18 protein-coding genes and 1 riboswitch are annotated in these 18,720 nt (G+C 66.0%); of the genes, 15 read left to right on the top strand and 3 right to left on the bottom strand.

Annotated features, from left to right (window positions below):
- Positions 1 to 35 precede the first annotated feature (35 nt).
- The 6 genes from ACU0DV_RS10265 to ACU0DV_RS10240 all read left to right on the top strand — a co-directional run bounded on the left by ACU0DV_RS10265 (position 36) and on the right by ACU0DV_RS10240 (position 6,099).
- On the top strand, positions 36 to 1,019 hold the full coding sequence (locus ACU0DV_RS10265) for a substrate-binding domain-containing protein (RefSeq protein WP_100930575.1): 984 nt from the start codon (positions 36 to 38) through the stop codon (positions 1,017 to 1,019).
- Between the two features lie 66 nt (positions 1,020 to 1,085).
- Positions 1,086 to 2,591: a sugar ABC transporter ATP-binding protein gene (locus tag ACU0DV_RS10260; protein WP_446241717.1), complete on the top strand. Its 1,506-nt coding sequence runs from the start codon at positions 1,086 to 1,088 to the stop codon at positions 2,589 to 2,591.
- Positions 2,584 to 3,570, top strand: a complete 987-nt coding sequence (locus ACU0DV_RS10255) for an ABC transporter permease (RefSeq protein WP_446241716.1) — start codon at positions 2,584 to 2,586, stop codon at positions 3,568 to 3,570. The genes ACU0DV_RS10260 and ACU0DV_RS10255 overlap by 8 nt, the downstream gene beginning before the upstream one ends.
- Positions 3,567 to 4,589, top strand: coding sequence for an ABC transporter permease (locus tag ACU0DV_RS10250; protein ID WP_254698227.1), 1,023 nt, complete (start codon positions 3,567 to 3,569; stop codon positions 4,587 to 4,589). Before ACU0DV_RS10255 ends, ACU0DV_RS10250 begins: the two co-directional genes overlap by 4 nt.
- Positions 4,589 to 5,437: a sugar phosphate isomerase/epimerase family protein gene (locus ACU0DV_RS10245; protein ID WP_100930578.1), complete on the top strand. Its 849-nt coding sequence runs from the start codon at positions 4,589 to 4,591 to the stop codon at positions 5,435 to 5,437. The genes ACU0DV_RS10250 and ACU0DV_RS10245 overlap by 1 nt, the downstream gene beginning before the upstream one ends.
- Positions 5,437 to 6,099 (top strand): nucleoside/nucleotide kinase family protein, encoded by a 663-nt coding sequence (locus ACU0DV_RS10240; protein WP_446241715.1) that lies wholly within the window; start codon positions 5,437 to 5,439, stop codon positions 6,097 to 6,099. Before ACU0DV_RS10245 ends, ACU0DV_RS10240 begins: the two co-directional genes overlap by 1 nt.
- Positions 6,100 to 6,222: 123 nt before the next feature.
- On the opposite strand, the gene ACU0DV_RS10235 is transcribed toward ACU0DV_RS10240, so the two are convergent.
- Entirely contained in the window at positions 6,223 to 6,648 is a 426-nt protein-coding gene (locus tag ACU0DV_RS10235) for an SDR family oxidoreductase (protein ID WP_446241714.1), read from the bottom strand.
- A gap of 518 nt (positions 6,649 to 7,166) precedes the next feature.
- Between ACU0DV_RS10235 and ytfQ the strand changes: the two genes are divergently transcribed.
- From ytfQ to ACU0DV_RS10210, 5 genes are all read left to right on the top strand, one after another.
- On the top strand, positions 7,167 to 8,120 hold the full coding sequence (gene ytfQ / locus ACU0DV_RS10230) for a galactofuranose ABC transporter, galactofuranose-binding protein YtfQ (protein WP_100930580.1): 954 nt from the start codon (positions 7,167 to 7,169) through the stop codon (positions 8,118 to 8,120).
- A gap of 102 nt (positions 8,121 to 8,222) precedes the next feature.
- On the top strand, positions 8,223 to 9,743 hold the full coding sequence (locus ACU0DV_RS10225) for a sugar ABC transporter ATP-binding protein (RefSeq protein ID WP_446241713.1): 1,521 nt from the start codon (positions 8,223 to 8,225) through the stop codon (positions 9,741 to 9,743).
- Positions 9,743 to 10,783 (top strand): ABC transporter permease, encoded by a 1,041-nt coding sequence (locus ACU0DV_RS10220; protein ID WP_446241712.1) that lies wholly within the window; start codon positions 9,743 to 9,745, stop codon positions 10,781 to 10,783. The genes ACU0DV_RS10225 and ACU0DV_RS10220 overlap by 1 nt, the downstream gene beginning before the upstream one ends.
- Positions 10,780 to 11,787, top strand: a complete 1,008-nt coding sequence (gene yjfF / locus ACU0DV_RS10215; RefSeq protein WP_446241711.1) for a galactofuranose ABC transporter, permease protein YjfF — start codon at positions 10,780 to 10,782, stop codon at positions 11,785 to 11,787. The genes ACU0DV_RS10220 and yjfF overlap by 4 nt, the downstream gene beginning before the upstream one ends.
- On the top strand, positions 11,718 to 12,521 hold the full coding sequence (locus ACU0DV_RS10210) for a FadR/GntR family transcriptional regulator (RefSeq protein WP_283983310.1): 804 nt from the start codon (positions 11,718 to 11,720) through the stop codon (positions 12,519 to 12,521). Before yjfF ends, ACU0DV_RS10210 begins: the two co-directional genes overlap by 70 nt.
- 56 nt (positions 12,522 to 12,577) lie before the next feature.
- Here ACU0DV_RS10210 and ACU0DV_RS10205 read toward each other — a convergent pair whose 3' ends face one another.
- On the bottom strand, positions 12,578 to 13,540 hold the full coding sequence (locus ACU0DV_RS10205; RefSeq protein WP_446241710.1) for a class 1 fructose-bisphosphatase: 963 nt from the start codon (positions 13,538 to 13,540) through the stop codon (positions 12,578 to 12,580).
- Positions 13,541 to 13,738: 198 nt separating this feature from the next.
- On the bottom strand, positions 13,739 to 14,212 hold the full coding sequence (locus ACU0DV_RS10200; RefSeq protein WP_446241709.1) for a 6,7-dimethyl-8-ribityllumazine synthase: 474 nt from the start codon (positions 14,210 to 14,212) through the stop codon (positions 13,739 to 13,741).
- A 70-nt stretch (positions 14,213 to 14,282) separates the two neighbouring features.
- Positions 14,283 to 14,415: riboswitch (FMN riboswitch) on the bottom strand.
- Positions 14,416 to 14,721: 306 nt separating this feature from the next.
- On the opposite strand from ACU0DV_RS10200, the gene ACU0DV_RS10195 reads away from it, so the two are divergent.
- From ACU0DV_RS10195 to ACU0DV_RS10180, 4 genes are read left to right on the top strand one after another with little or no spacing between them, the layout of a single operon-like run.
- Entirely contained in the window at positions 14,722 to 15,588 is an 867-nt protein-coding gene (locus ACU0DV_RS10195; protein ID WP_446241708.1) for an FAD binding domain-containing protein, read from the top strand.
- Positions 15,585 to 16,067: a (2Fe-2S)-binding protein gene (locus tag ACU0DV_RS10190; RefSeq protein ID WP_100930586.1), complete on the top strand. Its 483-nt coding sequence runs from the start codon at positions 15,585 to 15,587 to the stop codon at positions 16,065 to 16,067. The genes ACU0DV_RS10195 and ACU0DV_RS10190 overlap by 4 nt, the downstream gene beginning before the upstream one ends.
- Positions 16,067 to 18,304 (top strand): xanthine dehydrogenase family protein molybdopterin-binding subunit, encoded by a 2,238-nt coding sequence (locus tag ACU0DV_RS10185; RefSeq protein ID WP_446241707.1) that lies wholly within the window; start codon positions 16,067 to 16,069, stop codon positions 18,302 to 18,304. The genes ACU0DV_RS10190 and ACU0DV_RS10185 overlap by 1 nt, the downstream gene beginning before the upstream one ends.
- Positions 18,304 to 18,552, top strand: a complete 249-nt coding sequence (locus tag ACU0DV_RS10180; RefSeq protein ID WP_100930588.1) for a MoaD/ThiS family protein — start codon at positions 18,304 to 18,306, stop codon at positions 18,550 to 18,552. The genes ACU0DV_RS10185 and ACU0DV_RS10180 overlap by 1 nt, the downstream gene beginning before the upstream one ends.
- The last annotated feature ends 168 nt before the right edge of the window (positions 18,553 to 18,720 follow it).

The raw sequence follows: 18,720 nt of genomic DNA, 5'->3' as shown, positions 1-18,720 counted from the left end.
GAGGTGGTGCGCAGAGCGCCACATGGGAGGATGACATGAAGAAACTGACAGGATTCGTCAGCGCGCTTGCGCTGACCGTTGGGCTTGCCACTGGCGCGGCGGCAGAGACCACGATGGGCGTCGTCGTGAAGATCGGCGGCATTCCGTGGTTCAATGCCATGGAAGACGGCATCAAGCGCCGCGCCGAGGAACTGGGCGTCACCGCCGAGATGATCGGGCCCGTGTCCGCCGACCCGGCGCTGCAGGTGCAGGCCATCGAGGACCTCATTGCCAAGGGCGTCGACGTGATCGGCGTTGTCCCGAACGACGAAGCCGCGCTGGAACCGGTGCTGAAAAAGGCGCGCGACGCGGGCATCAAGGTCATCAGCCACGAGGGGCCGGGGCTGGAAAACGTCGACTGGAACTTCGAACTGGCTTCGGCCGACGGCTTCGGTGAGGCACACGCGAAACTCCTGTCCGACATGACGCCCGAGGGGGGCAAGTACGCGGTCTACGTGGGTTCCCTGACGGTGCCGCTGCACAATGCCTGGGCCGACGCGGCCATCGCCTGGATGAAGGAAAACCGCCCCGACATCGAGATCGTCGGCGAGCGTTACGGCGTGGCCGAGAACGTGGACGACAGCCGTTCGACCGCGCTCGACCTGATTGCCGCGAACCCGGACCTGAAGGGCTTCCTCGCGTTCGGATCGCAGGGTCCGATCGGTGCGGGCCGCGCGGTGGAGGAGCGTCGCAAGACCGGCGAGATCCACGTCATGGGTCCGTTCTCCCCCGGTCAGGGCCGCAAGATGATCCATTCGGGCGTGCTGGCGGGCGGCTACATGTGGAACCCCGCGCAGGCAGGCGAGGTCTTTGTCACGCTGGGCGACATGCTCGCCAAGGGTGAAGAGATCACGGATGGCATGGAGATCCCCGGCTTGGGCGTCGTGCATCCTGATGTCGAGAACAAGGATATCATCACTGACAACCTCCTGGAAATCAACGCGGAAACCGTTGACGACCTGGCCGACAAGGGCCTCTGACACTCCCTCCTGCGGGCGGGTGACCCGATGGGTTCCCGCCCGCGCCTTTTCCTGACGAGGTGAACGATGACTGCCGAGGCAGACCGCTTCGCGCTGCGCCTGCACAAGGTCTCCAAGGCCTTTGGCGGGGTGCAGGCGCTGAACGCCGTGGATTTCGAGGTGCGCGCCGGAGAAGTGCATTGCCTTGCCGGAGAGAACGGCTGCGGCAAGTCCACGCTGATCAAGGTGGTAACCGGAGTCCACCGTCCCGAGAACGCCGAACTGATCGAACTGTTCGGCGAGGAGGTCCAGAGGATCACGCCGGTTCAGGCCCGGGCGCGCGGTGTCTCGGTGATCTGGCAGGACCTTGCGCTGTTCCCCTACATGAGCGTGGCCGAGAACATCGCATTCGACGATCTGGTCGGGCTGGTGCCGCGCCCGGTGAAGTACCGCGACATGGCGGCAAGGGCAGGGGCGGTTCTTGCGCGGCTCGGCGTGACGCTGGATCTTGGCGCGCCCCTGGGCGACTTGCCCATCGCGCAGCGGCAGGTGGTGGCCATCGCCCGCGCCCTGATGAATGACGCGCGGCTCATATTCATGGATGAACCGACCGCCTCGCTGACGCAGGCAGAGACCGACCGCCTGCTCGACATCGTCCGCAAGCTGTCGGCGGACGGGGTTGCGGTTGTCTTCGTCTCGCACCGCCTGGCCGAGGTGCTGGAGATCGCCGAACGCGTGACAGTGGTGCGCGACGGCAACCTCGTGGGCGTTTACCCGACCGAAGGCATGACGCAGGCCCGGCTGGGCGAGCTGATGACCGGCCACCTGATCGACGACACGGTCTCGGCCCGCGACGTGGCGCCCGGCGCGGCAGAGGTCATTGAATGCGAGGGTCTGACCAGACGCGGCGAATTCACCGATGTCTCACTGAAGGTCCGCGCCGGCGAGGTGCTGGGACTGACCGGCCTGATCGGCGCGGGGCGGACGGAACTGGCGCATGTCATGATGGGCATGCGCCCTGCCGACGGCGGCCGGATGCGGCTGGACGGACAGGAGTACGCGCCGCGTTCGATCCGAGAAGCCATAGCGCGCGGCATGGCCTATGTGTCGGAGGACCGGCTGTCGCTGGGCCTGCTGCAGAAGCAGAGCATCGCGGACAACACGGTCATCTCTGTCCTGAAGAGGCTGACGGCTGCAACCGGGCTGATCTCGGACAGTCGCAAGTCGGAACTGGTCCGCCACTGGATCAGGGAACTGGGCGTCAAGATCGGCGCGCCGGAGGATGCCATCTCGACCCTTTCGGGCGGCAACCAGCAGAAGGTCGTGCTGGCGAAATGGCTGGCCACGGAACCGCGGCTCCTGATCCTCGACAGCCCCACCGTGGGTGTCGATGTCGGCGCACGGGCGGGGATCTTCCGCATCGTGCGGGCGCTGGCCGACGAGGGGCTGGCGATCCTGCTGATTTCCGACGAGGTGACGGAGGTCATGCAGAACGCCGACCGTATCCTGCACATGGCCAATGGCCGCATCGTCGGAGAGGTCGACCCGCGCACCATCACCGTCCCCGAACTGGAGGAGCGCATCTATGCGTAACTACACGGTCGAACTCCGCCTTGCGGTGGTGCTGGCGCTTATCTGCGCGGGCCTGTCGCTGGCCGCGCCGCAATTCGCGACCCTGCCGAATATCACCTCGCTGCTGAACAACAGTGCGGTCAACCTGATCTGGGCCGTGGGCCTGCTGGTCGTGCTGGTCGCGGGGGGGATCGATATCTCCTTCGCCGTGGCGTCGTCGGTGGTGCAGTACATCGCGGCCAAGCTGCTGATATCCATGGGCGGCGGCAACTGGCTGTTGGGCTTCCTGTTCTGCGGATCGCTCGGCATCCTGCTGGGGCTGCTGAACGCCTGGCTGATCCACGGCTTCCGGATCATCTCCATCGTCGTGACCATCGCCACCTTCAACGCCTTCTTCGGGCTGCTGATGTTCTTCACCGGCGGGCGCAACATCTACAACCTGCCGGACTGGTGGACGGCGCGGATCTTCATCTTCGAGCACGAGGGCGCGAACGGTGTCTGGTCGGAGCTGACGCTGCCCGTGGGGATCATGATCGGGTGCGTGGTGGCGACCTGGGTGTTGCTCAGGCGCACCAACATCGGCCGGCAACTCTTTGCCTTCGGGGACAACCCGGAAGGCGCGCGTCGGGCTGGTGTCAACATCGCGGTCATGCAGGGCATCGCCTTCGGCTGGATGGGCCTGATGGCCGGGATCGCCGGCCTTTGCCAGGTGAACATCGTCAAGGAGGTCGTGCCCAACGCGCTTTACGGCCGGGAGCTCGACGTGCTGGCGGCGGTCGTGCTGGGCGGCGCGCGGCTCGGGGGCGGCAAGGGCACGATCCTCGGCTGCATCCTCGGCGTGATGTTCGTCGCCGTCACGCAGAACGGCCTGAACCTGCTGGGCGTATCGCCCTTCGCGTTCCAGATGATCATCGGCGCGGCGATCCTGATTGCGATCTCGACCTCGAACATCGACCTGACGCGCGTCCTGCGTCTGTCCAAGACGGAGGCCCGCGCATGATGGCCCGTGCATCGACCTCACCCAAAGTCGCAACAGAGCCCCGCAAGGCGCTGATCGGCAAGGAGAACCTAGGCCTTCTGGCGATGCTTGCCGCGCTGGTGGTTGCCTTCGCGCTGGCCTCTGACCGGTTCCTGACAGCAGCCAACCTCGGCTCCATGGGGTTCCAGATGCCGCTCTTGGGGCTGCTGACGCTGGCCATGCTGGCGCCCATCGTTTCCGGCGGCCTGAACCTTGCCATCGTCTACACGGCGAACATCAGCGGGCTGACGCTGGCCTGGACGCTGATGCAGTTCGGCGGGGCGGAGGCAGGCATCCCCGCCTTCATCCTCGGCTGCGCGCTGGCGCTGGTCGTGGGCGCCGCAGCGGGGGCGACCATGGGGCTTGTCATCGCCTACATCGGCGCGCACCCGATCCTCGTGTCGCTCGCCATGATGATCTTCCTGCGCGGTTTGGGGGAGTTCCTGACCCGTGGCGGCGACATCTCGGGCTTTCCCGGCTACATGAACGTGCTGGGCCACGGGTCCCTCATGGGCATTCCCGTGCCGCTGATCCTGTTTGCCGTCATCGCGCTGGCCTGGCACGTCCTGCTGCGCCGCACGCCGCACGGCTTCTCCGTCTACATGACCGGATCGAACATGCGCGCGGCCGAGTACGCGGGCCTCAACGCCAAGCGCACTCTGGTCCTGATCTACACGCTCTCGGGCATCCTCTGCGCCGTGGCGGGCATCCTCATGGCGGCGCGGTTCAATTCGGTCCGCGTGGGCCATGGCGAGGCGATGCTGCTGATCACCGTGCTTGCCTGCTTCCTCGGCGGGATCGACCCTTTCGGCGGGCATGGCCGAGTGGCCCCCGTCATCCTATCGCTGGTCATCCTCCAGGTGCTGTCCTCCGGGCTGAACCTGATCGGTGCCAACCAGCATCTTGCAACCGCCGTCTGGGGCCTGTTCCTGATCGCCGTCATGGTTCTGCGATCCGACCGGCTGAAACGGGCATTCCGACTTTCGCGAAAGGACACGTAATGGAAGGCTTTGGCGTACACACAAGCATGTGGACGATGAACTGGGACCGCGAGGGCGCCGAACGCGCCGTCGCCGGGGCGAAGGAATACGGGGTCGATTTCATCGAGATCCCGATGCTGCGCCCCTCCGAGGTCGACACCGCACACACCGCCGCGCTGATCGAGAAGAACGGACTGCGCGCGATCTGCTCGCTTGGCCTGCCGGAGCAGTACTGGGCCTCCGTCAACCCGGAAGGCGCCATCGACTACCTGAAGCTGTCGATCGACAAGACCAAGGCCTGCGGCGCGGAGGCACTGTCGGGCGTGACCTTCGGCGGCATCGGCCAGCGCACCGGCACCTGGCCCACACAGGGCGAATACGACAACATCGCCACTGTGCTGGATTCAGCGTCGAAGTATGCGAAACAGGCCGGTCTGCTCTTTGGGATCGAGCCGGTGAACCGCTACGAGAACCACCTCATCAACACCGGCTGGCAGGCGCGCGACATGATCGAGCGTGTGGGCTCCGACAACATCTTCATTCACCTCGACACCTACCACATGAACATCGAGGAGAAGGGTGCCGGCAACGGCATCCTCGATGCGCGGGACTACCTGAAGTACATCCACCTGAGCGAAAGCGACCGTGGCACCCCGGGCGAAGGCACTTGCGACTGGGACGAGATCTTTGCAACCCTGAAGGCCATCGACTTCAAGGGGGGACTCGCCATGGAGAGCTTCATCAACATGCCGCCCGAGGTGGGCTTCGGCCTCGCCGTCTGGCGGCCGGTGGCAAAGGATCACGACGAGGTCATGTCGAAAGGCCTGCCGTTCCTGCGCAACAAGGCCGCGCAATACCGGCTGATCTGATGGCCCGCACCGTCGATATTGAGGGCCTCCGCACGGAGGCCCTTGCCCTGCTGGATCGCCCGGGACGGCAGTTCATAGCCATCGCGGGCGCGCCGGGTTCGGGCAAGAGCACGACTGTCGAGCAACTGTTCGAGGCGCTCGAGGCCAGCCATCCCGGTGTGGCCGCGATCCTGCCGATGGACGGGTTTCATTACGACGACGCGGTTCTGCACGCGATGAATCGCCGCCCGTGGAAGGGCGCGCCGTACACCTTCGACGTGGGCGGACTCGCTTCGGTTTTGGACAGGCTGAAGCCGGGCAGGGAGGTGGTGGCCGTCCCGGTCTTCGACCGAGAGCTTGAAATTTCGCGCGGGTCGGCGCGGCTGATCGGGACGGAGGCGCGGCTGATCCTCTGCGAGGGCAACTACCTGCTGCTGAACCGTGCGCCGTGGGACAGGCTGGCGGGGCGCTTCGACCTGGACGTGATGATCGACGTCCCCGAAGAGGAACTGGCCCGCCGGTTGCGCCGCCGCTGGGTGCACTACAAGCTGAACGAAGAAGAAATCCGGGCGAAGCTGGAGGACAACGACCTCCCGAACGGGCGCACTGTAAGATCGGAGAGCCGCAATCCGGACCTCGTTCTGATCCAGACGCGCGCCGAACAGGACCCGCGGCCGTCCTGACCGCCTGATTATTGAATGCGGATGCGTCTGTTTGAGGCGGCCTCCCGCTCCCGGCACATTGCAGTCCGGGGCACACTGCTTGGCCGTTCAGAGGTGCGATGCGCCCACCGGCCGAGGTATCCCTCACCAGCAGCAGAAGCCGCCGTCAACCAGCAGGTCCACGCCGGTGACGAAAGACGAGGCATACAGCAGAAAGACCGCGGGGCCGACCATCTCGTCGATGCTGGCCATGCGCTGCATCGGTGTCTGGCTCTCGAACTCCCTGGTCTGGTGCACCATCTCGGGCCGGGTTTTCATCGGCGTCGCGGTATAGCCCGGAGAGATCCTGTTGACCCGGATGCCGCGACCGCCCCATTCCATCGCGCGCCCCTGTGCTCGGCAGGTCAGCGAGATGCCCTTCATGTTGATGTCCATGAGGGCCTGGTACTGGTCTTCCTCCATCTCCTCGTTCCTGTTGGCGTTGGCGATCCCGGCGGCGTTCAGGCACAAGATCAGCGGCGCGAGGTCGCCTTCGGTCTGCGCCACCGTATCGGCAAAGCGGCGGCGCATTTCCTCGAGGCGACCCTCCAGCCAGGCGAGATCATCGGCGTGTCGAGCTGGTCGGCAACATCCATCCGATGAAGTCCGGCAAGACACGCGTGGTGGTGCTGCGCCGGCCTGAACCATTTCCGGTTGTGGATGCTGTGCGCTGGCTTCGGCGTGGCTAGGTGATTCTCGATCTACTGTTCCGTCGTTTTGGGTGGTTGAAAGGGTGCTCGTGTGAGAAGAGCGATTTTCTCCGGTTCGTTCAGCATCTTTCAACGGTCTCCGGCTAGTCAGAGACGCCGCGACCCGAGCCAAATCCAACTCATCCGAAGAGTAGTAGTCCGCGACTGGCCATCAGGTCAGCAGACTGTTTCCCTCCACCATCCGTAGCGCTCGCATGGATTAACGTCGGTGTACAACACGCGGAATATAATCACATAATTTGACAATTTCATCTCCCCAAACTCACCGGTTTACAAAAGTGATAAAATAATACTTAATTGATTCACGGAGCGTCAGAAGGCTCCGACAGGGAGGACATCATGACATTCAAGACAACGCTACTGGCGTCCACGCTCGCTATTGCTCCGCTGGCCGCGATGGCCGCAGATCTGACCATCGGTTTCAGCCAGATCGGCTCCGAATCCGGATGGCGCGCGGCAGAGACCACCGTCACCAAGCAGGAAGCTGAAAAGCGCGGGATCGACCTCAAGTTCGCCGACGCGCAGCAGAAGCAGGAGAACCAGATCAAGGCGATCCGCAGCTTCATCGCGCAGGGCGTCGACGCGATCCTCGTGGCCCCCGTGGTCGCCACCGGCTGGGACGAGGTCCTGGAAGAGGCGAAGGACGCGGACATCCCGGTCGTCCTGCTCGACCGCACGGTGGATGCCGACAAGTCGCTCTACCTGACCGCCGTGACCTCAGACCTCGTGCACGAGGGCCGTGTGGCCGGTGAATGGCTGGTGAGCGAGATGGGCGACGAGGAGTGCCGCATCGTCGAACTGCAGGGCACCACCGGGTCGTCGCCCGCCATCGACCGCAAGAAGGGGTTCGAGGAAGGCATCGCCGGCCATGACAACCTGCAGATCGTGCGCAGCCAGACGGGCGATTTCACCCGCGCGCAGGGCAAGGTCGTCATGGAGAGCTTCCTGAAGGCCGAGGGCGGAGAGAACATCTGCGCGCTTTACGCCCACAACGATGACATGGCCGTCGGCGCGATCCAGGCGATCAAGGAAGCCGGTCTGAAGCCGGGCGAGGACATCAAGATCGTCGCCATCGACGCGGTGCCGGATGCGCACAAGGCGATTGCCGAGGGCGAGATGAACGCCACCATCGAGCTGACGCCGAACATGGCCGGACCCGCGCTCGACGCGCTCGAGGCCTACCTGGCCGACGGTACCGAGCCGGAGAAATGGATCCAGACCGAATCCAAGCTGTTCACCAGCGAAGACGACAACCAGGCGATCTACGAAATGAAGAAAGACCTGGGTTACTGACTCCTCCGGAGAGCGGGCGCGCGCTCCCTTGTCCGCCGGGCCGATTACTGGCCCGGCGGCATTTCCTTAGGCAGATCCCGGCACCGCCGGTAAGGTTTTCCCATGAAAGACACGTTGACACCCGATGACCGCCCGGTGCTGCGGGCGCGCGGGGTTTCCAAGTTCTTCCCCGGCACCATCGCGCTCGACGATGTGGACCTCGCGCTGAGACCCGGCGAGGTGCATGCACTGCTGGGCGAGAACGGGGCCGGAAAGTCGACGCTGATCAAGTGCCTGACCGGCGCTTACCGGCGCGACGCGGGGGTGATCGAACTGGACGGGCAGGCGGTCGAGCCGCAGTCCACCGCCGACAGCCAGAAACTGGGCATCGGCACGGTCTACCAGGAGGTCAACCTGCTGCCGAACCTGACCGTGGCCGAGAACCTGTTCCTCGGGCGCCAGCCGATGCGCCTGGGTTTCGTCGCGCGGCGGCAGATGAACCGTGAGGCGCAGGAGGTTCTGGCGGGCTACGGTCTGGACGTCGACCCCGGCGAACCGCTGACCGCCTATTCGGTCGCCATCCAGCAGGTCATCGCAATTGCCCGCGCTGTCGAGATGTCGGGCAAGGTGCTGATCCTCGACGAACCAACGGCCAGCCTCGACCGGGACGAGGTTCAACTGCTCTTCGGGGTGATCCGGCAACTGACGGCACGCGGGCTGGCGGTGGTCTTCATCACGCACTTCCTCGATCAGGTCTTCGAGATATCGGACCGTGCGACGGTTCTGCGGAACGGCCGCGTCGTGGGCACGGTGAAACTGTCCGAAGTATCGCCGCGCGATGTCATCACGATGATGCTGGGCCGCCAGTTGGAGGCACGGGTCAAGCGCCATGAGGTCGGCCCGGCGGGCAAGGGTCTTGTCGCAATCGACGGGCTGGCGAAGCGCGGCATGATCGAGCCGTTCTCGCTGAACATCCGGGAAGGCGAGGTGGTCGGCCTGGCAGGTCTGCTGGGCTCGGGCCGGACCGAAACGTGCAACCTGATCTTCGGCGCGGTGCAGGCCGATCAGGGACGTATCCTGTTGCGGGACAAGGAGATTTCCGTGTCCCGGCCGCGAGACGCCATCGCCCATCGCTTTGCCCTTTGTCCAGAGGACCGCAAGGTCGACGGCATCGTGGGCGACCTCTCTGTGCGCGACAACATCATCCTCGCGCTGCAGGCGCGGCAGGGCTGGATGCGGCCGATTCCGCGCGCCAAGATCAACGAGATCGCCGAGAGCTATGTGCGGGCGCTGGACATCCGGCTGGCCTCTCTCGACATGCCGATCCGGCTGTTGTCGGGCGGCAACCAGCAGAAGGCGCTGCTCGCGCGCTGGCTGGCCACCAATCCCGATTTCCTGATCCTCGACGAACCCACGCGCGGCATCGACGTGGGCGCCCACGCCGAGATCATCGCGCTGATCGAGCAGTTGCGCGCGGACGGCATGGCCCTTCTGGTCGCCTCGTCCGAGCTGGAGGAACTGGTAGCCTACAGCACCCGCGTCGTGGTGCTGCGCGACCGGCAGCAGGTCTCGGAACTGAAGGGCGACGCGATCACGCCCGAAAACATCGTGCGGGCGATTGCGGACGAAGGAGAGGCTGCCTGATGGGACCGAAACCCTCGACACTGAAACGGGTGATGCCGCAGTTGCTGATCCTCGCCGCGGCACTGGCGCTGAACGTGCTGGTCTTCCCGGAGTTCTTCCACATCGACTTCCGCAACGGGCGCCTGTTCGGCAACATCGTGGACGTGCTGAACCGGGGTGCGCCGGTTGCTCTGCTGTGCATCGGCATGACGCTGGTCATCGCGACGCGCGGCATCGACCTGTCGGTGGGCGCGGTCATGGCCATCGCGGGCGCCGTGGCGGCGTCGATGGTGGTCAACGGGCACGGCTGGGTCACGGCGCTTCTGGCCGCGCTCGGCGCTGGCGGGATCTGCGGGCTGTGGAACGGGTTCCTCGTCGCGGTGCTGCGGATTCAGCCCATCGTCGCGACGCTGGTCCTGATGGTGGCCGGGCGCGGCATCGCGCAGCTTGTCACCGAAGGGAAGATCCTGACCTTCTCCGATCCCGGCCTGATCCACCTCGGCGCGGGCGTTGTCGCAGGAATCCCCACGCCGATCCTGATCTGGGTGACGCTGGGCCTGCTGGTCGCCTGGGCCGTGCGCAAGACGGCGCTGGGGATGCTGATCGAGGCCATCGGGATCAACGAACGGTCATCGCGGCTGGCCGGGATCAACAGCCGTGTCCTGCTGATCTGCGTCTACACGGTGTCCGGCCTCTGCGCCGCGCTGGCGGGGGTGATCGTCGCCGCCGACATCAAGGGCGCCGACGCGAACAATGCCGGTCTCTGGCTGGAACTGGACGCGATCCTTGCGGTGGTCATCGGCGGCAACTCCCTTCTGGGCGGGCGGTTCTCGATCCTCGCCTCGCTGATCGGGGCGCTGATCATCCAGTCCGTCAACTCGGTCATCCTGCTTTCGGGCATGCCGCCGGAGTTCAACCTGGTGATCAAGGCGGTGCTGATCCTGTGCATCCTGGTCATCCAGTCGCCGCGGATCGGCAACCTTGTCTACATCCTGCGCGCGTCCGGGCCGCAACCGCAGCCCGACCGCCCCGCAATACCCGAAAAGGAGGCGGCGCGATGATCCGTTCCACCCATCTGCCCCTGCTGGTGACCCTTGCCACTTTCGTCCTGGCCTATGCGCTTTGCGCCGCGGCCTATCCGGCGATGCTCTCGACACGGGTGATGTCAAACCTGCTGACCGACAACGCTTTCCTCGGGATCGCGGCGGTGGGCATGACCTTCGTCATCCTCTCCGGCGGGATCGACCTGTCCATCGGGTCGGTGATCGCCTTCACCGGCGTCTTCCTCGCTGTCGTCCTGCGCGACACTACCATGCATCCGCTGGTGGCCTTCGTGCTCGTGTTGTGCATCACGACCGGGTTCGGCGCGGCCATGGGGGCCACGATCCACTACCTCGAGATGCCGCCGTTCATCGTCACGCTGGCAGGCATGTTCCTGGCCCGCGGCGCCGCCTATGTCCTGTCCACCGAAAGCGTGCCGATCACGCATGAGTTCTACGACACGCTGCAGGGCCTCTACTGGAAGGCGCCCGGTGGCGGGCGGTTCCGGCTGATCGGCGGCGTCATGGTCCTGACCTTCATCGTCGGCATAATCGTCGCCCACCGCACCCGCTTCGGCCAGAACGTTTATGCGCTTGGCGGAGGAGAGCAGGCGGCGCGGCTGATGGGTGTTCCGCAGGCGCTGACCACCGTCGGCATATATGCGACATCGGGGTGCCTCGCGGGGCTGTCTGGCATCGTATTCTCGCTCTATACATCCGCCGGGTACTCGCTGGCGACGGTGGGCGTGGAACTGGATGCCATCGCGGCGGTGGTGATCGGGGGCACGCTGCTGACCGGGGGATACGGCTTTGTTGGGGGGACGTTCTTCGGCATCCTCATCATGGGCCTGATCCAGACCTACATCGTGTTCGACGGAACGCTGTCGAGCTGGTGGACCAAGATCGTGATCGGAGGGCTGCTGTTCGCATTCATCCTCCTGCAGAAAGGACTGACGTGGGCAACGCAGGCAAAGGCGACCCGGGCAAGACGACGAACAGCGACTGGCTCCGCCGCTCTCTCATGACCCTGATGCAGGCCGGGGGCGGGGCGGAGCGCGCGTCGAACCACACGGCCTTCGTGGTGGAACAGCTTGGCCGGGCCATCGTCGCCGGGGAATACCCGGCGGACACCATGATCCCGCTCGATCCCGACCTGTGCGAGATGTTCGGCGTGTCGCGGACCGTCGTGCGCGAGGCAAAGAAGACCCTGATCGCGAAGGGCCTGATCCAGTCCAAGGCCAAGGTCGGCACGCATGTGCGGCCCGCCGACGAATGGAACATGTTCGACCAGGACGTGATGCGCTGGCATGCGGCGGTCAAGAACCCGACCCGGTTCTACGAGGAACTGTTCGAGATCCGGATGATCTTCGAACCCGCCGCCGCCGCGCAGGCGGCCGGGCGGGTCAACCAACTGGGGTGCGAGGAGCTCTATCGCTTGTGCGACCAGATCGCCGCCGCCACCAGCCGGGCGGATTTCGCGCTGGCCGATTACGCCTTTCACAAGCAGGTCCTGAAGATGTCGGGCAACCGGTTCCTGCAGTCGCTGGGCGACCTCGTGCAGACGGCGCTCTATTCGCTGTTCATGTCGGAGTCGAACCGAGACTATGCCGACCGGCGTGAGAGCGTGGCCGAACATCACCGGGCCATCGTCGCGGCCATCGCCTCGGGCACACCGGACGCCGCGCGAGAGGCCATGGGCCGCGTGATCCATGACGGCTACTGGAACGCCATACCCGCCGGACGCGCCGCGGGGGGCTGACCGGAGGGTGCTGCGGGCGTTCTCCCGAGTTCAATGGATCGGGACGGTCGAGGTCGTCACGTCTCCAGATATCGGGCGATGACGTCCACCTCTTCCGCCGCACCGAAGACGAGCGGCACGTTTTCATGCGGATCGGCGGGGACGAGGTCGAGGATGCGGCGCGTGCCATCGGTGGCCTTGCCGCCCGCGGCTTCCATGAGAAAAGCGATTGGGACGGACTCGTAGGCCAGGCGCAGGCGTCCGTTCTCGTAGCCCTTCCTCCGGTCGGCGGGGTACAGGAACGCGCCGCCCTGCAGGACGATGCGGTGCAATTCGCCCACGGCGGCGGCCAGCCATCGCATGTTGAAATCGCGCCCGCGCGGCCCGTCCTCGCCAAGCCGCAGATCCCGTGCCCAGGCTTGCAGGCCCTCGGGCCAGTGCCGCTCGTTCGAGGCGTTGTAGGCGATGGTCGAGGTGGTGGGTTTGATCCTCAGGTCACGTGCCGCTTCGCGGAAGTCCTGCCCGTCGAAGGTGAAGACCTGTATGCCTTTGCCAAGCGTATACCCGAAGTCCAGAGAATGCCCGAAGGAGGCATAGCCGGAGGCCACGGCCTCGGAACCGGGGCGTGCGAAGGTCGCCGGGCCGGTCGGGTAGATGACAAACAGCATCCCCAGCGGCGCGCCGATTCCGATGGAGCCGGAGCCGTCTATGGGGTCGATGGCGATATCGTACCCGCCATCGGGGTCGAGGGTTTCGACCGCCACCGCCTCTTCCGACAACAGGTGGCGGACGCCGCATCCGCGCAGCTCGGCGAGGATGTGATCATGGGCGCCCACGTCCAGCGCCTTTTGCGCATCGCCGCTGTCGTTGGTCCCGACCAGAGCCGCCGGATCGCCCGGCAACCGGCCGGCCGCAAGGCGCGCGGCGATGGCGGGCAGGGCGTGGGCAAGGGCGTTGACGATCCGCCCCACGCCGTTCTCCGGCAGGCAGGCGGGCAGGATTGGGGCGCTGGAAAGCGTGTCGTCGGGCAGGGTCAGCATGTGCACTCCGGTCGCAGGCAAACGGGCAGGGGTGTGACCCGTCGCGGGGCCCATATCACGCCGGGCTGAAGAAGGGGGATGTTTCGTGCGGGCCGGCCAGACGGCGGTTGCCGCGGCACATGGCGCCGAATTCGAAATCGGTCCTGCCGGGCATCGACGAGGCTCTGGCCCCCGGCGGAACACCGGGAGCCGGGTTGTTTAACCGTTCACCACGGCAAGTTCGGGGCGCGGCAGGGCGATGTCGAACACACCACGCACCGCGCGCGCCGCTTCCGCACCCTTGGTCACGAAGTGCTCCTGGTAGAAGCCGGTCAGCAGCTCCGTCTCCTGGTAGTTGTGGGGCGTCAGCGACACGCTGAAGACCGGCACATCGGTCTGCATCTGCGCCTCCATCAGCCCCTTGACCACGGCGTCGGCCACGAAGTCATGCCGGTAGATACCGCCGTCGACGACGAAAGCCGCGGCCACCACCGCGTCGTAGCGCCCGGTCCTGGCCAGCCGCTTGGCCAGCAGCGGCATCTCGAAGGCGCCGGGCACGTCGTAGGCGTCCACCTGTGCGCCGGGAAGCTGCGTCCTGGCCTCGGCCAGAAAACCCTCGTGCGCGCGGTCGACGATGTCGGCGTGCCAGCGCGCGCGAATGAAGGCGATGCGTTTGTTTGAGAAGTCAGTCATGTCGGAACCCTCCGTTTGATACAAAAGGTCCCAAGGCTTACGGCCGTACGGAACCGTCAGGTCCCGTCCGTCGCGTCTCTTCCATCCGGACTTTAACCGTCGGCCCCGGAGTTCCACCGGATCTGCTTGACCCCCTCCGAAAGGAGGGGCGCTCGCGGGCTGTCACCGCCGGTGGGGAATTTCACCCCGCCCTGAGAACGCGGCCAAATTAACTGCTGTGACGGGAGATTCCAGTGTGAAACCGTCAGGCCCGGACATTTTCGCGACGGCGGGAGACCGGTATGACCGTCCATTGCGGCATAAAGGGTTTGCAGGCGGTCGGGATCGGTGCTCAACCTATGCCCGGTCACGCGACGCGTTCTGTGCGCGCTCGACGCCCCCGGCCGGCCGCTCTGATCATGCGATACATCTTGAGAAGGCGGGCCGGAGGGGGTGGCGCAAACACCCGGTTTCGGGGCAGACATGAATCGGGCGGATCGGACGCCCGCCGCCATACGCAAGGAGGTCACATGCGATATCACAGTCCCACCAGTTTCACGGACGCCGCGGGCATTGCCGCGGGGGCTTCAGGGCTGACGCGGTTCCTTGCCGGCGGGACGGACGTCCTCGTGCAGATGCGTGCGGGCATGGTGCAGCCGGACGATCTGATCGACCTCAAGAAGATACCCGGCGTCAGCGAGATCACTCCCACGGACGACGGCGGATGGCGCATCGGGGTTGCGGTGCCCGGCATCGCGCTTGGCGCACATGCGGGGTTGAAGGGTGACTGGCCCGGGGTGGTCGAGGGCATGGAACTGGTGGGATCGACCCAGATCCAGGGCCGCGCGACGCTAGTGGGGAACTTGTGCAACGGCTCGCCCGCGGCGGATTCGGTGCCGGGCCTCGTTGCGGCGGGTGCGACGGTCGAGATCACCGGTCCCGACGGCACGCGTACAATGTCGGTAGAAGAGATCCCCGCCGGCCCCGGCAAGACGAACCTCGGCAAGGGCGAGCTGATCAGCGCGATCCTGCTTCCGGCGCGGGGACAGCACGGCGGCGACGCCTACCTGCGGTTCATCCCGCGGACAGAGATGGACATCGCCGTGGTCGGCTGCGCGGTCAACCTGACCCTCGACGGTGACAAGGTGAAATCGGCGCGCATCGCGCTGGGGGCCGTGGCGCCCACGGTGATCCTCGTGCCTGAGGCGGCAGAGGCGATCATCGGCACGACGCTCGACGACGACGCCATCGCCGCGCTCGAAGCCGCGGCCCGGGGCGCGGCCAAACCGATCAGTGACAAGCGCGGGACCACGGAGTTCCGCGTCGACGTCGCGGGTGTTCTTGCGAAGCGCGCCGCGCGCATCGCCTACGCCCGCGCGAAAGGAGAACAGGCATGAGCAAGATCCATGTGACAACGACGATCAACGGCGATCCGGTCGAATTCCTCGCCGACCCGCGTGAAACGCTGCTGGACTGCCTGCGCGACAAGGTGGGGCTGACCGGCTCCAAGGAAGGCTGCGGGACGGGTGACTGCGGCGCCTGCAGCGTCGAGCTGGACGGGACACTGGTGTGCTCCTGCCTGGTGCTGGGCGTGGAGGCGGACGGCAAGTCCGTATCCACCATCGAAGGCATGGCATCGGACGACGAGCTGCATCCGCTGCAGCGCAAGTTCATCGAACACGCGGCGCTGCAGTGCGGGTTCTGCACGCCGGGCATCCTCGTCGCGGCAAAGTCGCTGCTGGCGAAGAACGCGGACCCGACCGAGGAAGAAGTGCGGTACTGGCTGGCGGGCAACCTGTGCCGCTGTACCGGCTATGACAAGATCGTGCGCGCCGTGATGGATGCGGCGGCTGAAATGCGTCAGGAGGTGGCGTGATGGCGAAAGACGGATTGAACGAATTCAAGCTGGTCGGCACGCGTCCTGACCGTCCCGACGGTCTCGACAAGGTGACGGGCCGGGCGCGGTACGGCGCGGACTTCTCTCTGCCGGGGATGCTGTGGGGCGCGGTCGTGCGCTCGCCCCATGCGCATGCGAAGATCGTGAAGATCGACGCGACCAAGGCGCTGGCGATGGAAGGGGTGAAGGCCGTGGTGACCCGCGCCGACTTCCCCACCGGACTGACCGGCGAGGACTGGGACCTTCAGGAAAACACCATCGCGGGGGAGAAGGCCCTGTATGACGGGCATGCCGTTGCCGCGGTGGCCGCCACGTCAAAGCTGATCGCCGAAGATGCCGCACGGCTGGTCGAGGTCGAATACGAGGTCCTGCCGCATGTCATCGACGTGGACGACGCGATGGCCGAGGGCGCGCCGGTGATCCGCGAGGGCGCCGCCGATCCGACCGTTCCCGAAGGGTTGCATCCCAACGTGGTCAAGTACATCGAGTTCGGGCACGGCGACGTCGAGAAGGGCTTTGCCGACGCCGACCTCGTGCGGGAAAAGTCCTACAAGACCGAGGCGACGCACCAGGGCTACATCGAACCTCACGCCTGCGTCGGCCAGATGGGCCGCGACGACAAGGGCGAGATGTGGGTCTGCACGCAGGGCCAGTGGTTCATCCGCAAGATGTGCACCGCCGTTCTGGGCGTCGAGGCCTCGCAACTGCGGGTGACGCCTTCGGAGATCGGCGGCGGCTTCGGCGGCAAGACCACGATCTTCATGGAGCCGCTGTCGCTGGCGCTGTCGCGCAAGGCGGGCGGGCGCCCGGTCAAGATCGTCATGAGCCGGTCCGAGGTTCTGCGCGCCACGGGGCCGACCGCCTCGGCGTCGATGGACGTGAAGATCGGCATGAAGAAGGACGGCACCATCACCGGCGCCCGGGCGGAGTTCCGGATGCAGGGCGGCGCCTTCCCGGGCGCGCCTGTGGACATGGCGCTCTATTGTGCCTTCGCGGGCTACAAGCTCGAGAACGTCCAGCACATCGGCTACGACGTGCTGGCGAACCGTCCGAAATGTGCGGCCTACCGCGCACCGGGGTCGCCCATGGCCGCCTTCGCCGTCGAGAGCCTTGTCGACGAGATGGCCGCCGAGCTGGGTCTGGACCCCATCGCCGTCCGTGAAACCAACGCCGTGCGGTCCGGGGACAAGTCGTCCTACGGACCCAAGTTCGGCTCCATCGGTCTGGTGGAGGTGCTGGACGCGCTGAAGGACCACCCGAACCTGAAGGCGGAGCTGGGCGAGAACCAGGGCCGCGGCATTGCCGTGGGCTACTGGTTCAACCACAACGGCGAAACCTCCGTGTCGATGGCGATCGGCGAGGACGGCACCGCGCAGGTGTCGATCGGCACGCCGGACATCGGCGGCAGCCGGGCCTCCGTCGCGCTGATGGTCGCCGAAACGCTGGGCATCCCCTACGAGGACGTGCGCGTCAACGTGGTGGAGACCGGCGCGCTTGGCGTGAACGAGCCGACCCACGGCAGCCGCGCCACCTTTGCCACCGGCAAGGCTGCGGTGGAGGCCACGGGCCACGCCGTCAAGGAGATGTGCCGCCGCGCCGCTGCCGAATGGGGCATCGACGAGGACGCGGTGGAATGGGTGGACGGTGCCGCCCAGCCCGCCGGTCCCAACGCGGGCAAGTTCCCCCCGATGACCATCAAGGAAATCGCGGGCAACATGGGCAGCACCGGCGGTCCGATCTCCGGTCACCATGAATCGGTTCCCGACGGTGTCGGTGCCTCTTTCGGGGCGCATGCCGTGGATCTGGAGGTCGATCCGGAAACCGGGCGCGTGACGATCCTGCGCTATCTCGTCGTGCAGGACGCAGGTAGGGCGATCCACCCGTCCTACGTCGAGGGCCAGTACCAGGGCGGCGCGGCGCAGGGCATCGGCTGGGCGCTGAACGAGGAATACGTCTACGACGACAAGGGCCGGCTGGCGAACCCGGTGTTCCTCGACTACCGCGTGCCGGTGGCCTCGGACCTGCCGATGATCGATACGGTCATTGTCGAGGTGCCGAACCCGGGCCACCCGTTCGGTGTGCGCGGTGTGGGCGAGACGGGAATCACCCCGCCGCTGCCGGCCATCGCCAACGCCATCGCGGACGCGGTGGGGGTGCGGATGACGCATCTTCCGATCAACCCGCCGAAGCTCCTCGCGGCGCTGAAGGCGCGCTGATGGCGCAGGTCACGGTCCACCTGTGGTCCGGCCTGCGGCGTCTGACTGACGGCGCCGAAGCGGTCGAGGTCGAGGCCTCGACCGTGGGCGAGGCACTGGATGCGCTGGCAACGGCGCATCCGGGCGTCAAACCCGTGCTGGATGCGGGCGTCTCCGTCGTCATAGACGGCGAGATGACCACCTCCCGCCATCAGCAGGTGACGCCTGAGAACGAGATCTACCTGATGCAGCGTCTCAAGGGCGGCTGACACACGCCGTTCATGTGGCGAGCGCGTCCCAAGAGTGCCGACCACTTGCGGGTCGGCGCTTTTGCTTGTTCAGGCAGACCTCCTTCGCGCGCTGCAGGGCGCCATCCGAAACCGGGCCATGGCGGAAACTGGAGCAACGGAAAAACGGCCTGCTTTTCTTGTCCGATG

The organism is Sagittula sp. (genome assembly GCF_052825245.1).
The sequence above is the reverse complement of the archived record's forward strand: the minus strand, read 5'-3'. Positions and strand labels throughout refer to the sequence as shown.

Coding starts and splice junctions, on each gene's coding strand:
- ACU0DV_RS10265 (WP_100930575.1), top strand. CDS start 36: ATGAAGAAACTGACAGGATTCGTCAGCGCGCTTGCGCTGACCGTTGGG.
- ACU0DV_RS10225 (WP_446241713.1), top strand. CDS start 8,223: ATGAAAGACACGTTGACACCCGATGACCGCCCGGTGCTGCGGGCGCGC.
- ACU0DV_RS10255 (WP_446241716.1), top strand. CDS start 2,584: ATGCGTAACTACACGGTCGAACTCCGCCTTGCGGTGGTGCTGGCGCTT.
- ACU0DV_RS10240 (WP_446241715.1), top strand. CDS start 5,437: ATGGCCCGCACCGTCGATATTGAGGGCCTCCGCACGGAGGCCCTTGCC.
- ACU0DV_RS10200 (WP_446241709.1), bottom strand. CDS start 14,212: ATGACTGACTTCTCAAACAAACGCATCGCCTTCATTCGCGCGCGCTGG.
- ACU0DV_RS10185 (WP_446241707.1), top strand. CDS start 16,067: ATGGCGAAAGACGGATTGAACGAATTCAAGCTGGTCGGCACGCGTCCT.
- ACU0DV_RS10235 (WP_446241714.1), bottom strand. CDS start 6,648: ATGCGCCGCCGCTTTGCCGATACGGTGGCGCAGACCGAAGGCGACCTC.
- ACU0DV_RS10250 (WP_254698227.1), top strand. CDS start 3,567: ATGATGGCCCGTGCATCGACCTCACCCAAAGTCGCAACAGAGCCCCGC.
- ACU0DV_RS10220 (WP_446241712.1), top strand. CDS start 9,743: ATGGGACCGAAACCCTCGACACTGAAACGGGTGATGCCGCAGTTGCTG.
- ACU0DV_RS10205 (WP_446241710.1), bottom strand. CDS start 13,540: ATGCTGACCCTGCCCGACGACACGCTTTCCAGCGCCCCAATCCTGCCC.
- ACU0DV_RS10260 (WP_446241717.1), top strand. CDS start 1,086: ATGACTGCCGAGGCAGACCGCTTCGCGCTGCGCCTGCACAAGGTCTCC.
- ACU0DV_RS10195 (WP_446241708.1), top strand. CDS start 14,722: ATGCGATATCACAGTCCCACCAGTTTCACGGACGCCGCGGGCATTGCC.
- ACU0DV_RS10190 (WP_100930586.1), top strand. CDS start 15,585: ATGAGCAAGATCCATGTGACAACGACGATCAACGGCGATCCGGTCGAA.
- ACU0DV_RS10180 (WP_100930588.1), top strand. CDS start 18,304: ATGGCGCAGGTCACGGTCCACCTGTGGTCCGGCCTGCGGCGTCTGACT.
- ACU0DV_RS10245 (WP_100930578.1), top strand. CDS start 4,589: ATGGAAGGCTTTGGCGTACACACAAGCATGTGGACGATGAACTGGGAC.
- ytfQ (WP_100930580.1), top strand. CDS start 7,167: ATGACATTCAAGACAACGCTACTGGCGTCCACGCTCGCTATTGCTCCG.
- yjfF (WP_446241711.1), top strand. CDS start 10,780: ATGATCCGTTCCACCCATCTGCCCCTGCTGGTGACCCTTGCCACTTTC.